At 49.4% G+C, this 14,883-nt stretch carries 13 protein-coding genes; 1 reads left to right on the forward strand and 12 read right to left on the reverse strand.

Going from position 1 to position 14,883, the window contains the following annotated elements:
* Positions 1 to 34: 34 nt before the first annotated feature.
* From B0B07_RS04230 to B0B07_RS04265, 8 genes are all read right to left on the reverse strand, one after another.
* Positions 35 to 571, reverse strand: a complete 537-nt coding sequence (locus B0B07_RS04230; protein ID WP_076757094.1) for a helix-turn-helix domain-containing protein — start codon at positions 569 to 571, stop codon at positions 35 to 37.
* Positions 572 to 687: 116 nt separating this feature from the next.
* Positions 688 to 1,587 (reverse strand): 4-hydroxy-tetrahydrodipicolinate synthase, encoded by a 900-nt coding sequence (gene dapA, locus B0B07_RS04235; RefSeq protein ID WP_076757095.1) that lies wholly within the window; start codon positions 1,585 to 1,587, stop codon positions 688 to 690.
* Between the two features lie 20 nt (positions 1,588 to 1,607).
* Positions 1,608 to 2,927, reverse strand: coding sequence for a TRAP transporter large permease (locus tag B0B07_RS04240; RefSeq protein ID WP_084186539.1), 1,320 nt, complete (start codon positions 2,925 to 2,927; stop codon positions 1,608 to 1,610).
* Entirely contained in the window at positions 2,924 to 3,421 is a 498-nt protein-coding gene (locus B0B07_RS04245) for a TRAP transporter small permease subunit (protein WP_076757096.1), read from the reverse strand. The genes B0B07_RS04240 and B0B07_RS04245 overlap by 4 nt, the downstream gene beginning before the upstream one ends.
* Positions 3,422 to 3,433: 12 nt before the next feature.
* Complete coding sequence (gene dctP / locus B0B07_RS04250) at positions 3,434 to 4,513, reverse strand: TRAP transporter substrate-binding protein DctP (protein ID WP_076757097.1); 1,080 nt, start codon at positions 4,511 to 4,513, stop codon at positions 3,434 to 3,436.
* Positions 4,514 to 4,732: 219 nt separating this feature from the next.
* A complete protein-coding gene (gene menC / locus B0B07_RS04255) occupies positions 4,733 to 5,878 on the reverse strand; it encodes an o-succinylbenzoate synthase (protein ID WP_076757098.1) in 1,146 nt (381 codons plus the stop codon).
* Positions 5,875 to 7,008: a M20 peptidase aminoacylase family protein gene (locus B0B07_RS04260; RefSeq protein ID WP_076757099.1), complete on the reverse strand. Its 1,134-nt coding sequence runs from the start codon at positions 7,006 to 7,008 to the stop codon at positions 5,875 to 5,877. The genes menC and B0B07_RS04260 overlap by 4 nt, the downstream gene beginning before the upstream one ends.
* A gap of 15 nt (positions 7,009 to 7,023) precedes the next feature.
* Entirely contained in the window at positions 7,024 to 7,821 is a 798-nt protein-coding gene (locus tag B0B07_RS04265; RefSeq protein WP_076757100.1) for a MurR/RpiR family transcriptional regulator, read from the reverse strand.
* 122 nt (positions 7,822 to 7,943) lie between these two features.
* On the opposite strand from B0B07_RS04265, the gene B0B07_RS04270 reads away from it, so the two are divergent.
* Complete coding sequence (locus tag B0B07_RS04270) at positions 7,944 to 9,332, forward strand: YfcC family protein (protein ID WP_076757101.1); 1,389 nt, start codon at positions 7,944 to 7,946, stop codon at positions 9,330 to 9,332.
* A 122-nt stretch (positions 9,333 to 9,454) separates the two neighbouring features.
* On the opposite strand, the gene prpB is transcribed toward B0B07_RS04270, so the two are convergent.
* The 4 genes from prpB to B0B07_RS04290 all read right to left on the reverse strand — a co-directional run bounded on the left by prpB (position 9,455) and on the right by B0B07_RS04290 (position 14,880).
* Entirely contained in the window at positions 9,455 to 10,396 is a 942-nt protein-coding gene (gene prpB, locus B0B07_RS04275) for a methylisocitrate lyase (RefSeq protein ID WP_076757102.1), read from the reverse strand.
* A gap of 65 nt (positions 10,397 to 10,461) precedes the next feature.
* Positions 10,462 to 11,820, reverse strand: coding sequence for an SLC13 family permease (locus tag B0B07_RS04280; RefSeq protein WP_200805788.1), 1,359 nt, complete (start codon positions 11,818 to 11,820; stop codon positions 10,462 to 10,464).
* 63 nt (positions 11,821 to 11,883) lie between these two features.
* Positions 11,884 to 13,368 carry an FAD-dependent tricarballylate dehydrogenase TcuA gene (gene tcuA, locus B0B07_RS04285; protein WP_076757104.1) on the reverse strand — a complete coding sequence of 495 codons (1,485 nt, stop codon included), beginning with the start codon at positions 13,366 to 13,368 and terminating at the stop codon, positions 11,884 to 11,886.
* 18 nt (positions 13,369 to 13,386) lie between these two features.
* Positions 13,387 to 14,880, reverse strand: coding sequence for a tripartite tricarboxylate transporter permease (locus B0B07_RS04290; RefSeq protein WP_076757105.1), 1,494 nt, complete (start codon positions 14,878 to 14,880; stop codon positions 13,387 to 13,389).
* Between the last annotated feature and the right edge of the window lie 3 nt (positions 14,881 to 14,883).

The raw sequence follows: 14,883 nt of genomic DNA on the forward strand, positions 1-14,883 counted from the left end.
ATAGATGTGATGCTATAAGCAGGTTCGAAAGCCATCAATCCGCTCCATTTGTACTGACCACGAGCAGCACCACCGGCTTGTCGGTCTCGTTATACCAGGTGTGCTTCTTCGATGAATCAATATGAAGAGATTCATGCGGATAAAGGGTTTCTTCATGACCCTCGAGCATTACTTTCAGTTCGCCTTCCAGTACATAAACAAATTCCTGCCCTTGGTGAGAGTATGGGGCTGTCTGGGATTCGCCTGCTTTCAGTTCGATCCGGGCGGGAATGAACATCGGCTGGTCCAGATCACCTGCCAGGCTAGTGTATGTAAAGTTCGGCTGGTCTGCACTTTTTTTCAGCGATCTCTTTTTGATCGGTGAATCCGCTTCCGGTTCAAAGAAGAAATTTACGCTCACTCCGAGGGCTTCCGCAATCTTCCGGAGCGAGGTGAATGTGATGGTGCTGATCCCGCGTTCAACTTGTGACAGAAAACTTACGGACAGTCCGCTCCGCTCACTCAGTTCGCGCAGCGTCATTTTTCGTTCTTTGCGAATCCGTTTGAACTCTTCCCCGATTTGATTATCCATGAACCATCACTCCCCTTGCATTGTCCCCGCTTTGCAATCCATTCTATCATCACTGTGCTAATTATTGTCTTTAATCATAAATCCCGGAGCAGCTGTCACTCCGGGATTTCCTCACATTATTGTGTTACCATCAGCTCACCTAGTTCCTGCATATGCTGTTTCAACGTTTTTTCCTCGTCATCCGTGAGTCCCAACCTTGGTTTTCGAGGCGGTCCTCCGGCCAATCCCTTCAGTTCCATCGCTCGTTTTGCAACCTGCACATACTTGCCCGAACCCTCAAGGAAATTACAGAGCGGCAAAAGTTGATCATAGATTTCCCATGCTTTTACAAGCTCTCCCGCTTCATAGGAATCATACAGTTTTTTCGCTGTCCGTGGAGCGATATTCCCGGCGACCGAAATCCACCCTGTCGCCCCTGCAAGGAACGATTCAAGGACCAGGTCATCCGCCCCGCAAAATGTCTTGATGAACCCCCCGCCCTGTCTCGAGATATCCCTCACATTCCGGATTTCCCCGCTTGACTCTTTGATGTGGGTAATGTTGCTCACATCTCTTCCCACTTTGAGAATGGTCTCCACCGAAATGTTCACCCCGCTTGTAAACGGGTTGTTGTAAATCATGACCGGAAGAGAGACCGAGTCTGCCACAGCCTTGAAGTGCTCGTAGATTTCATGTTCCGTCGGATGGGCATAGTATGAATTGATCAGAAGCGCCCCGTCAGCACCCGCCTGTTCTGCCTGCCGTGTATATTCGATGGCATCAGCCGTCGTTTCCGCCGCTGTCCCCACAATGAGCGGCAGGCGGCCGTTCACCTGCTTGACCGCCACTTCCACTGCCTTGAACCGCTCTTCTTTCGTCAGGCTGACGAACTCGCCTGTGCTGCCGTTGATGGCCAGGCCGTCCACACCTTCTCCGATGTAATACTCGATGTTCTCCGCAAAGCCTTTCCAGTCTATGCTTTCATCCTCATTCATCGGTGTGACGAGCACAGGATAGACTCCCTTAAATTCTTTCATCTTTAAAACCCCCATTAAATTTATTCACTAAGCAATTCTGGCAGCCATGTTGCCAACTGCGGGAATACGATCAGCAGGATGGCCGCAATCAGCTGGATGATAATGAACGGCACCGTTGCCCGGTAGATCTTCCCGATGCTGACCTTTTCGCCAACTGCGCTCTTCAGATAGAAGATCGCAAAGCCGAACGGCGGTGTCAGGAATGCCATCTGGAGGACCACCATGAAGATGATTGCCCACCAGAGCGGATCAAACCCTGCATTGACCACCACAGGTGTAATGATCGGGGTGGCAAGCATGATCAACGCCATGGTCTCCAGGAACATTCCGAGGAGAATGATGAATGCGAGCGCAAAGATGAGGATTCCCCACTTGCCGCCGGGTGCATTGGCTGCCATTTCGGAGACAAACTGATTGCCCCCGACTCCGGAAAAGACTGCACTGAAAACCGCCGCGCCCACCAAGATCCATCCCACCATCCCGGTCATCTTCATTGATTCATAAATGGATTCTTTCATCTTCGTCCAATTGAGCCGTTTGGAGATCACGCCGATGAGGACCGTACCCAGGACCCCGACCGCTGCCCCCTCGGTAGGAGTGGCAGCACCGGTGAAAATGGAACCGAGCACAAGTACAATGAGCAGCATCGGCAGGAAAACTGATTTCAGCGAAGCGAATTTTTCTTCGGTTGTGGCGCGGTCCTTTTTTGCAAGTGCCGGTGCCACATCGTCCTTCCGGTATGCCCGGAAGAGAATATACGCAATGAACATCAGGATCAACAGGATTCCGGAACTCAATCCGCCTGCAAACAGACTGGAAACCGAAACCCCCGTGATGGCTCCGTAGACAACCATATTCAGGCTCGGGGGGATCAACTGTCCGAGTGTGCCGCCTGCCATGATGGATCCGAGGCTCAACGTCTCATCGTATTTGTAACGCATCATCTGAGGTAGCGCGATCAGTCCGAGTCCGATGACGCCGGCTGCCACAACCCCCGATATCGCACCGATGATTGCACCGACGACGATCGCAGTGATGGCCAGCCCCCCTCGCAATCCTCCGGACCATTTGTAAACCGCATCGAACAGCTCAGAAATAATATTCGTCTTCTCAAGTAACACGGACATGAGGATGAACAACGGAATGGCGATCAGCGTGAAATTGTTCATGATTCCCCAAGTGGCACTGGTCAACAGCGCGGTACTGTCGACTCCCCACATCATGAGTGCGAAAAGGATTCCGACAGATGCCAGCGAGAAGGCGATCGGCACGCCCAGGAACAAGAGGAACAACAACAGGACGAACATTGCGATCGGCGCATAGTCGAAGATGAGCATCATCGTTGTTCACCTCCGCGCCAGACTTTATAAATCTCCGCCCACGCCTGAAGCCAGATCAGCAGGCCACCGATCGGAATGAACCACTTGAACCACCAGATCTGAGGGTTAAACGAACTTTGATGGGACGATCTTTCCATGATCCTTGTCGACTCAACAGCTGAATCCATGCCCTTGAACACCAAGAATGCGCTTACAAATAAGACGATCAGCAGTCCGAAAGTGACCAGGATCTTCCCCCATTGTTCAGACACATACTTGAGGATGATATCCACCGCAATATGTCCCTTGACCCTCAGGGTATCTGCTCCCGAAAGCAAAATCATCATACCGAACAAGAAAATGGGCACCTCGAATCCCCAGTCCGGGGCGTTTGAGAAGAATCGCCGCAGGACGACCGTATAGACGATGACCAGTGTCAACGGGATCATCAGGAATCCGGCCAGTTTTCCCATAAACGATGACAAAGCCTCGATTCCCTTTAATAATGCGTTCATCTGATCACCGCCTCACTCTTCATAGCCCAGAATTTTTGCATCTTCCGTGTATCCCAATTCTGCCAGCACCTTCGAGTACTCTTCTACATACTCCCTGCTTAAGTCACTCTTCTCCTTGTAATCATTGAGCAGTTCGAAGCCAAGGCGCCGCATCTCTTTGACATCCTCTTCCGGGAGCTCGATGAACTCGATATTATTGTTTTCTTCCCATTCTTTCATCGCTTTCCGGCTCTCGACGCCGTATGCAATGGCCGACTCATAACGCACCTTATCACGGGCCACATACAACGCCGCTTTCAGGTCATCCGGCAACTCGTCCCACGCCTTGGGGTTCACGATCAGTTCCTTATCCGTACTCGGGCCCACATGAAGGGCGGGGTCGATAATGTACTTTGTGACCTCATCCAATCCCATCTCCCCGTTGACGAGATAGTCGTTGTATTCGGCTGCATCGACTGTGCCCAACTGGAGGCCTGTGTAGATCTCCGGTGCCGACAGTGAGATCGCCGATGCCCCCAGTTTTCCGTAAAACAAACTGGCCACCCCCGCGGCCCGGATATTCTTGCCTTTGAAGTCTTCAAGTGAGCGGATCGGAACTTTGGACATCAGGATTTCTTCGGGCGCATAGTCAAAAGCCCCCAAGTTTTTGATGCCGTGCTTTTCATAGGCCCTGTCGATGATTGGCTGGAGCTGATCCGACCGGTAGAAATGCTCATCAAAAGTTGCGATGGGATCCCCAGGAATGGTCCCCCCGCCGAGCGCAAATACCGGATCCTTACCAGTCCAGAAGCCTGTATAGATCGCCGCAAGTTCCACAACGCCGTTCTTCACCATGTCAAATGCCTCGTCATTCGGAAAAAGGACATTCGCCCCGAACGGCTCAATGACCAGCCGGCCGCCCGTGATCTCTTCCACCGCCTTCACAAAGGGAACGACCGTCCCCTCGTAGCGGGCCGTGCCCGGGATCTGGTGCGTGACCATCCTCCATTTATAGACCCGCGCCTCCCCTTCAGGGATCGTTTGATATTGCTGGCAAGCGCTCAAAAGCATGATCCCTGCCAACAGCAAAAGTCCCCACACTTTCTTTTTCATCATCCATCCCCCCACCGCTTGTTGAAATCAGAATTTTTAATCTGATTCTTAAGTGAAGTTTATTTCACCTTAATAGTAAAGTCAATGTATTTTTCACTGTGGGTGAAAATCAAAACTGTACGTCCGCATTTATAAACCGGCACGTTATTTCTGCTACCACTTCTCAAAAAACAAAAGAGTCCCCGGTCATCAAGGACCGGGAACTCATCATTATTTTATTCAGTTCGGAATCGGGTGCGGTGTTTCTGTACTAGTGATCCGCTCTTCCGACCGGATCACTTTTGCCAGTTTCTGAGGGTCCACTTCATATCCGATGCCCGCCCCGTCCGGCACCCGGATCAGACCGTTGTGCATTTCGATTTCCGGTGTGACAATGTCTTCCGTCCAGTAGTGGCTCGACGGGGCCGTGTCCCCCGGAATCGTGAAGTTCGGCAAGGTGGTCATCTGGATGTTGTGGGCACGGCCGACGCCCGTTTCCAGCATGCCGCCGCACCAGACATCGATGCCGTTTTCCATGCACAGATCGTGGATCCGCTTGGACTCCTGAAGTCCGCCGACCCGACCGATCTTGATGTTGATGATCCGGCAGCTGCCGAGCTCGATGGCTTTTCTGGCGTCTTCATAGGAGTGAATGCTTTCATCCAGGCAGACCGGCGTCTTGATCTGCTTTTGAAGCTTCGCATGGTCGATGATGTCGTCATGGGCGAGCGGCTGCTCGATCATCAGCAGATCCAGCTCATCCAACTGCTTGAGGTGATCCGCATCATCGAGCGTGTATGCCGAATTGGCGTCCGCCATCAAGGCAATGTCCGGGAAGGCCTCACGGACCGCCCGCATGTATTCGATGTCCGCGCCGGGCTTGATCTTCACTTTGATTTTGCGGAATCCTTCCCGGACATACTGATCGACCTTCTTGACGAGCACTTCCGGGCTCTCCTGAATGCCGATGCTTTTCCCCGATTCGATCTCTTTCTTTGTGCCGCCGATCAGTTCGGCGATCGACAGGCCGTTCTTCTTGGCGAATGCATCCCAGATTGCCGTCTCAATCGCCGCTTTGGCGATATTGTTGCGCCGGACAAATTCAAGCATGCCATGGACTTCTGACGGATGCCCGATCTCGCGGTGCAGCAGCCGGGGGATGAAGAAGTCCTTCAGCATATAAACGGCCGTTTCGGTTGTTTCTTCATTGTAATACGGCTCGTTGCTCGTAACCGTCTCCCCCCAGCCGGACACCCCCGACTCGTCCACAACTTCAACGAGGCAGACATCCTTGTTTTCCATCGTCCCAAAACTCGTCGTAAACGGGGCGATCAACGATACATTAATGTGATGGAGGCGGACTTCTTTCAGGTTAATCGTTTTCATGGTTTGGCCACTCCTTCTGCGTGCAATTTGAGAATTTCGCTCAGCACGGAAATACCATTCATGAGCGCATCGTGGTTGAATGTCATATCCGGATGATGAAGTCCGGGGGCGAGGCCGCATCCGAGGCCCACCATCGTCGCTTTGACTTGCGGCCGTTTGATCGTATAGAAGTGGAAATCGTCCCCGCCCGGTGTAATGATCGGATCGGTCAGGTTTTCTTCACCCAGCACACGGATGATTGCCTGCCGGGCAACCTCCTCCGCCTCCGGATGCACCTCTGCCGCAGCGATACCGAAGTCTTCGGTGATATTGATCTCAACCTTGTAAAGATCACGGGCAGACTGGATGATCTCCAAAATCCGCTCGCGCAGTTGCTCCATCAATTCATTCGTCTGTGCACGGATATCAAGTGCCAGCTGGGCACTGCCCGGAATGATATTGACGTTCCTGCCGCCGGCGAGGAACCGTGTAACCTTCGCCGTATGGGCAATATTCGGATCCAGATGAATGGTATGGAATGCATTGATCAGGTAAGTCCCGATTTCAACGGCGTTATGAGTCAAATGAGGCCGTGCACCATGTGCATCATCTCCCCGGATATCAAAGGCGATCGAGCCGGTCGCGCCGTGTACAATTGCCGGGGATGCCTTGCCATCCGGTGTTTCCTGGTGCGGACGAAGGTGGATTCCATAATAGTAATCCACGTCGTCTACGACTCCCTTTTCAACGAGTTTAAGTGCACCTGAGCCGACTTCCTCCGCCGGCTGGAAGATGAACCGGACACCGATCTTCTCCAGAAGTTCCGGCTGTTGCTGAATGCGCCACAGCGTGCCCAACACCATCGTCATATGTGCGTCATGCCCGCATGAATGATTGGCCCTCAGCTCTCCCTTCACTTCCTGATACAGCGCGTCCATGTCGGCCCGCACTGCGATTACAGGCCGCCCTTCACCGAAATTGCCGATTTCCCCGATGACGCCTGTGCAGTCATCGAATGTCCTCACCCTGCACCCCGCCTCTTCCAGCAAAGCTGCAACCGTTTTCGTCGTCTCCACTTCTTCCCAGCTCAGCTCTGGATTCTGATGGAAATGGTCAAACGTTTCTTGTACACGCTCTTTTAATCCGTTCATGTCCGCATCCCCCTCTTATTGAATGAAATATTGATTCGCCGGATTGATGAAGTCCAGCTTGCCCACCCGCTCCGCGATATGAAGCAGCAGCGCGTTCATCACCGATAAGGTGACCGGCCCTTTTTCAATCGCCGACTTTTCCGCCCCCGGCAGGACGAGCACCCGGTCGGCATGGGGCACGACCGGTGACAAGGAAGAGTCCGTGATGACGAGGACCCGGTTCCCGTTGGCCTTGGCTTCTTCGGCAAGCCGGATCGTTCCGAGCGCATACCGATAATACGAAAAGATCAACACACAATGGGCCGGTCCCTTTTTCGTGATGCCGATATCCGTTTCAGGACGAAAAAGCGAAACATCCTCCTTTATGGTGTTGAGCAAAAACGCAAACCAGTGCGCAAACGGAAACGACTGATAATAGCCGACGACCTGCATCGTTTTCGCTTCTGCGATCGTTTCCACGAACATCTGCGCCGATTCCGCATCCAGCTCTTCGGAAGTCCGCTGCAGGTTTTGGATATCACTTTTGATCACGCCTGCAAATGAGTTTGTGCGTCCTTCATCATCCATCCCGACCAGAGACGGACCGGCCATCAACGTCTTTCTCACATCTTTTTGCAGATCTCCGAATCCTCCAAACCCGACCGCTTTGGAGAACCGGACAATCATCGTTTCCCCCACGCCCAATACTTCCGCAATCTGGCGAGCCGGTTTCGTCGCGAACAAGATCGGATTGGCGATCAGCGCCTCCCCCACTTTTTTCAACCCCGGCGTCAGGGACTCAAACGATTGCATTGTTTTTTCACGGTAAGCCATCAAACAGCCATCCTTTGAATCAATAAATTTATTATTGCTAAAATAAATTATATGGTTTAATCTATTCGTAGTCAATACAACATTCCGAAAACTCTGCTGTTTTTGGAAGAGGGAGGCCTTCATTGAAGAAAAAATTCGCATTGCCGGATGCTTATGTCATCCTGTTCATCATCCTCGCCTTGGCGGCTGTTCTGACTTGGGTTGTGCCGGCCGGGGAATACGAACGGCAGGAAACGGACTCCGCTACGATCGTGGTTCCGGGAAGCTACTCGCAGATCGACTCCTCGTCAGCCGGTCTGCTCGATGTATTCCTGGCCATCCAGGAAGGCATGGTCGCGGCCGCCCCGCTGATTTTCCTCGTCCTCATCATCGGCGGATCGTTCGCGGTCATCGAATCGACCGGCGCAATTGATGCGCTCATCCTGAAAACGATCGAGAAAACGAAAAACAAGGAACTGGTCCTGATCGCCGGGGTCATGATCCTGTTTTCCATCTTCGGGGCACTCGGCATTGTCGTCAACGCCGTCATCGCGTTCATCCCGATCGGCATCATCCTTGCGCGCTCGATGAAATTCGACGCGATCGTAGGGGTGTCGATCATTTATCTCGGGGCTTACTCGGGATTTGCCACGGCTTTCCTGGATCCTTTGACAACGGGGACCGCCCAGCAGATAGCTGAGCTCCCGATTTTCTCCGGGGTCGGTTATCGTGTCGTGATCTTCTCTACCATTGTGCTCGTGACCATGCTGTACATCTTCTGGTACGCCAAGAAGATACAGAAAGATCCTTCCAAAGGGGTCCTGAGCGGCAACCCGTTCCCGAAAGTCGATAAAGATGCAGAAGTGGACGGAAACAAGGAAATGACTCTGATACATAAGCTCGTACTCCTTTGGCTGGCAGTCGGAATCGGGATTTACGTGTATGGCGTATTCCAGCATCAATGGGGGCTCAATGAGATGGCGGCCATTTTCCTGGTGATCGCTGTCGGAACAGCCCTCATCGACCGGATTACGCCGAACAACCTGGTCGCAGAATTCTTTAACGGGGCAAAAGGGCTGGTTTACGGCGCACTCATCATCGGGATGGCCCGTTCCATTGTCGTCATCCTCGAAAACGGGAAAATCCTGGACACGATTGTGGAAGGGATGGCCATGCTCATGACTCCCTTTACAAGCGCCACCGGAGCGGTCGTCATGTTCATCGCCAATGAACTGTTCAATTTCCTGGTCACATCCGGAAGCGGGCAGGCCGTGATCGTCATGCCGATCATGACTCCGCTCGCGGACATCATGGAAGTGCCGCGGCAAGTTGCCGTCCAAGCCTATAAAATGGGCGATGGATTCACGAATATCATCACACCGACTTCCGGTGTCCTCATGGCCTGCCTTGCCGTAGCCGGCGTGCCTTGGACAAAATGGGCAAAGTTCGTGGCACCACTCCTGCTCATCTGGACCGTGCTCGGAGCAATCTTCCTGATGATCGGTGTCTGGATGGGTTGGGGACCATTCTGATGGAAACCATTGAAACCAAAGATAATAGCGGAATCTCCTTTTGGAGATTCCGCTATTTCAGTACTCTTAATAGTCTCAATCGGCTTGCTGAAAGTTGAGAGATAGGTAAATAGAGATTTTCTTCAGCTTAATGACCCACCGTGCTCGGGATCACTATTACCTTCCATCCATCCCTTTGTTTTCGCAATCTCTCCATCCAACTCTTCATACTCGAAGTATCTAATAGTCTCATACAGGCTTTTCCGGGTTTGCATGTCAGCCAAGCTACCTTTTTGGGTTCCTTGTTTATAAATCTCATTGAATACTCGCTCGTATGCTTTTGCGGCAACCCGGAGGGAGGTTACAGGGTAGATAACGATACTGTAACCGAATTGCTCGAATTTTTCTGAAGTGTAATATGGCGTCTGACCGAATTCGGTCATATTGGCAAGGAGGGGAGCTCTCACACGTTCTTTAAATGCCTTAAATTCATCCTTACAGGTGAGGGCTTCACTGAAAATGACATCTGCCCCTGCCCCCACATAAGCATTCGCACGTTCAATCGCCCCTTCCATCCCTTCGACAGCGACCGCATCTGTCCTCGCCACAACAATGAGGGAAGGAACCGCTTCTTTGATTGCCCTGATTTTTTGTATCATCTCCACTACGGACACCAACACTTTTCCATTAAGGTGTCCACACTTCTTTGGCATGACCTGGTCCTCTATCTGGACGGCAGCAACACGGTGTTCCTTCATTTCCAACGCTGTCCGGACACAGTTTAGAATACCTCCATATCCGGTATCAATATCAACAAGAACAGGAAGGTCGGTTGCTCGCACGAGTTCCCCTGCTCGCTCTGCAACCTCGTTTGAATAAATCATGCCAAGATCAGGTAATCCCCTGCTCGCCGAATAGGCAGCCCCCGATAAATAGAGCGCCTGGAATCCGGCTTGTTTAGCAATTAATGCAGACATTCCATCATGAGCCCCGGGAATTTTTAAAATCTCCTTCTTACGCACTTCTTCCATAAATCGCTCCGCGAGCTTTTCCTGCCTGGACTGTTCCTGTACGAACCAACTCATATGGGAATCCTCCTTATTCAAATGAATATAATTTGTTTTCATAAACAGGTTTTCCATTCACTTTATTACCACCATAGGAATGCAGTTGCCACTATCATTACTCCCCATATAGCAGTAGCCGGTATTCCAAGCTTAACCAGGTCCTTCTCCGAAAAGTATTGATAGGAATGTGCGATTAAATGTACTGGAGACTGTGTAATGAATAAAAACCCTGGAACTCCGGCCAGAAACACGGCCATGGCAAGGTTTTCAGCCGCATGGGACGATAAGGATTCTCCAACAGCCATGCTCAAAGGCAGTACAATAGTTAGCAGGCCAAGGATATTAACAAAGATTAAGCGCAGACACATGGTTAGGGTGAGCATTCCGAGAATTATAAGGATCATGGAGTGACCACCTAGAAGATTAACCAGTACATTAGATACCAAACGGATTGTGCCTGTATGGATCAACATTCCTGAAACCATTATGGTGGCTGCGAAAAACAACATCATATCCCAGTCAACCGACTGTCTTCCCTGTTCCCAAGTCCATACGCCTATGCCGGGCAGCATTGTCAAAGAAGCGCCAAAAAGACCGATCAGCGGAATCGAGATGCCGTGTAAGGGCTGCGTTGTCCAAAGAATTAAAGTCACACTAATAATGACTAAGACTTTCTTCTCCGAAACATTAAGCTTTCCCAGCTCCTTTTCTTTCTGTCTTAGCACATCGACCAAGGACTTCCGATTAATTTTTTCTGGGGGAAAGACAGTTATCGATAGTAGCCATAGAAAAAATGCAAACAAGAATACTGGTGGAGCAAAGGCAATAAGCCAAGATAAATATGTAAGTTGCTCTCCTTGTTCTCCGAGTATCCCAAAGACATAAATAGTTGAACTGGCTCCCGTGGCTACAAGAGCTCCTGAAATTGGAACGATATAGGTTAACCCGATAAACATGGAGCGTCCGACATTTTTTATATCAGCTATAGGCCTCATGTTTTTTAAAATCCCATCGAAAACTGATGCGACCAAACTTCCTTTTCCCACATTTGATGGCAAAACGAGAGACAGAAGGATAGTGAGTACGTATGAGATAAGAATGAGCAATCGGCTCTCTCCACCGGATAGCTGTAATACTTTCAGGGATATTCGAGCAGCCAAGCCAGTTTCAATAAAAGCATGGGATATAAAAAATGTTGAGAACAATAGCCAGACGATCGGGGATGCAAAATAGGTCAAAGTTTCTTCGTATGTAAAGAAGTGAAACGATAGAATGACCATTAGTAGAAGGGCTCCCTGTGCCAAGGGAAAAACACGGCCAATCCAAAGAATCTGTATAATGGCGAGCACGGCAAGGGCTCTTACTTCAACGGGGAAAGGAGTATATCCGGGTACAAAAATGAAATACATTACCAGCGATATTAAAAACAGGACTTTTTTCATCACTCTCTGCCCTTCCTTCGTTAAAGAAAATGCCACCAATAAGCTGGCGGCATTTAAGGTTTGTTAGCCCATGCTGCTGAATATCCCAGCACTGGTGCCAGCAATCTTTCCGTATACAGACCCTGACATCAAACCCGAGCCTCCTGGATAATTATGATAGAAAATACCGCCCACCATTTCTCCTGCAGCATACAATCCAGGAATAGGCTGTTCGTTCTCGTTCAAAACATGTCCCTCTGGATCTACATGGACACCTCCGAAAGCAAATGTGATTCCACACGTAACCGGATAAGCGTAAAATGGCCCTTTATCTATTGTATTGGCCCAGTTAGTTTTCGGAGGCATAATGCCTTCAGTGTGCTTTCCATCTTTTATGGAGGGGTTAAAATCTCCCTCTTGGACTGCCGCATTGTAATAATTAATAGTGGAAAGGAAAGCTTCTGATGCAATCGGCAACTGTTCTGCCAATTCTTCAATAGTAGCGGCTTTGTAAACTGTTGCTTCTTCAAGATTGTATTCTTCTCTAAGTAGCGGTCGGACTTTTGAATCAAAAATCTGAAAAGCAATGTGATCAGGTTGTCTAAGCACTTCCTTGCCATACTTCGCATAGGTATAGTTTCGGAAATCTGCCCCTTCATCAACAAACCTTTGCCCATCCTTATTCACCATAATGCTGAGTGGGTAAGAATGTTTCTTGAAAATATCTCCCGGTTTATTAAAGTCACCGGACTTTGGTGCGTTCGCATCTGTACCGATTGCATGACACCCATCCCATTGGCCGAAACGTCGGGCACCCACGCGCAGTGCCATATCAATTCCATCACCGGTATTGTACTCCGTTCCTCTTACAATGGCAGCTTCCCATTCTTCTCCGATATTGTTCTTGCGCATTTCTTTATTTGCCTCAAAACTGCCGCAGGCAAGGATTATGCTCTTACATGTGAATATTTTGTTCTCACCCTCAATGACTGCTTTCAAACCGCAGACTCGTTCCTGGTCCAGCAATATTTCTGTAGCTCTGGAATTATAGATAATATGAATTCCAAGTTCTTCTGCGCGTCTGAATAATGTTCTCATAAGCCCAATACCTTTTTCCTTTGTCTTCAAGGGCAAGCCGCCCCAAAAAATTCGTTTGCCCTTTTCAACGAAGGATTGATTTCCTTTATTAAGTTCAAATTCAACACCATGTTCATTCATCCACTGTATAGTTTTAAACGACTCAGCTACGAGAGTACTTGCCAGTTCCGGATCACTCTCATTCTTGGTAACCCGCATCAAGTCTTCATAAAAATCATCCTCTGTATATGTAGGCATAACTGTGTTGACGGCTTCTTCCTCTGATAAATCTTTTACAACCGTCCTTATATTCTCTAAGTCATTGTAAGCAGCACGAATTGCTCCATCCGTGAAGAATGAGTTCCCTCCTTTCTTTTCTTTCGGTGCCCTTTCTATAACGAGAACCGAGCTTCCTTGCTCCTGCGCAGCAATTGCAGAACAAAGTGCAGCATTTCCTGCTCCAACTACAATTACGTCATATTTTGTCTCCATATTAATTTCATGCTCCTTTTAGTCTGTATTAGTTGCAGCCTTACGCCTTTGTACAATGTTCATGATCAGTGGATAGAATAGTGAAAGAACGGTAAGGGTGATCAATACTATCGAAACTCCTGAACCAAAGAAGATACCAAGGCTGCCATTCGAAGAGGTTAAAGCCATCCTGAAGTTCTGTTCCATGTCTCCTCCTACAATCACTGCCAAAATTAACGGAGCGATCGGGAAGTCCAAAATCTTTAATACAAGACCAAAGTAGCCGAACAGCAAAAGGAAAAAGAAATCGACAGCTGTATAGCTTAAAGTGTAAGTTCCAATAAACGCCAGCATGATGATAAGAGGGTATAGTATTTTGGCCGGAGTATCCAAAATTTTCACGAGAAGGCCAACTAATACGATATTGATGATAATTAAGGCAATGTTACCGACAAACATACTGTTTACAAGTGTCCAAACGGTTTCCGGCTCGTTTTCAAACAGTAATGGTCTCGGACGTATTCCAAGCATAACCAATGCACCGAGCATGACTGCGGTTGTTCCGGAACCTGGAATACCCATCGTCAGCAGTGGAATCATTGCCCCTACAGATGCTGCGTTATTTGCTGATTCTGGTGCCGCCAAGCCCTCAGGCGCTCCTTTTCCAAACTCCTCTGGCTTCTTAGACAACTGCTTTTCTGTTGTATAAGAAAGCATCGCCGCAATTGAACCGCCTGCTCCGGGCAAAACTCCGATGATAAAACCGAGAGGTCCACTTCTAAGGATAGGCCATCTAGACCGCTTCCACTGCTCTTTCGTAAACCATATTTTCCCTACTTCTTTCTTTTCCCTCTTCTCGTCATCAATGTTCAAAAAGTTATATAGAACTTCCCCGACAGCATAAATACCGATAATTACAATCAGAAAGTCTATGCCCTCACTGAGTTCAACCATTCCAAATGTGAACCGATAAACTCCTGTCTGTGTATCGATACCAATTGTACTGATTAGGAGACCAAGGCTCATAGAAATAAATCCTTTGATCATTTTGCCCATTGAAAGTGAAATGATCGCCGAGAGAGTTAGAAGCATAAGCAAAAAGTATTCGGCAGGACCGAACTTTAGTGCGAAGTTTGCGAGCGGCTGGGCTAGCAGAATGAAGCCAAAAGTGGCCATAATACCGCCAATGAATGAGGCGACCGCAGACAATGCCATTGCCTGCCCGGCTTTCCCTTGCCTGGCCATTGGATAGCCATCAAAGGTTGCTGCAATGGCTGAACCATCACCTGGAGTGTTTAGCAATATTGAGCTCCTGGATCCACCATACATTGCTCCATAATAGATAGCAGCCATTAAAATCAAAGCGCTTACCGGATCCATTCCAAACGTTACCGGGATTAAGACCGCTACAGCCGTGGCTGGTCCCAGTCCTGGTAGCATACCAACAATTGTACCTAGGAATCCCCCGAGTACGATCCACATAATATTGACCGGTTGGAGTGATGTCACCAATCCATCAAGAAATGCATCCATATT

The organism is Edaphobacillus lindanitolerans (genome assembly GCF_900156305.1).
Taxonomy (GTDB): domain Bacteria; phylum Bacillota; class Bacilli; order Bacillales_A; family Planococcaceae; genus Bhargavaea; species Bhargavaea lindanitolerans.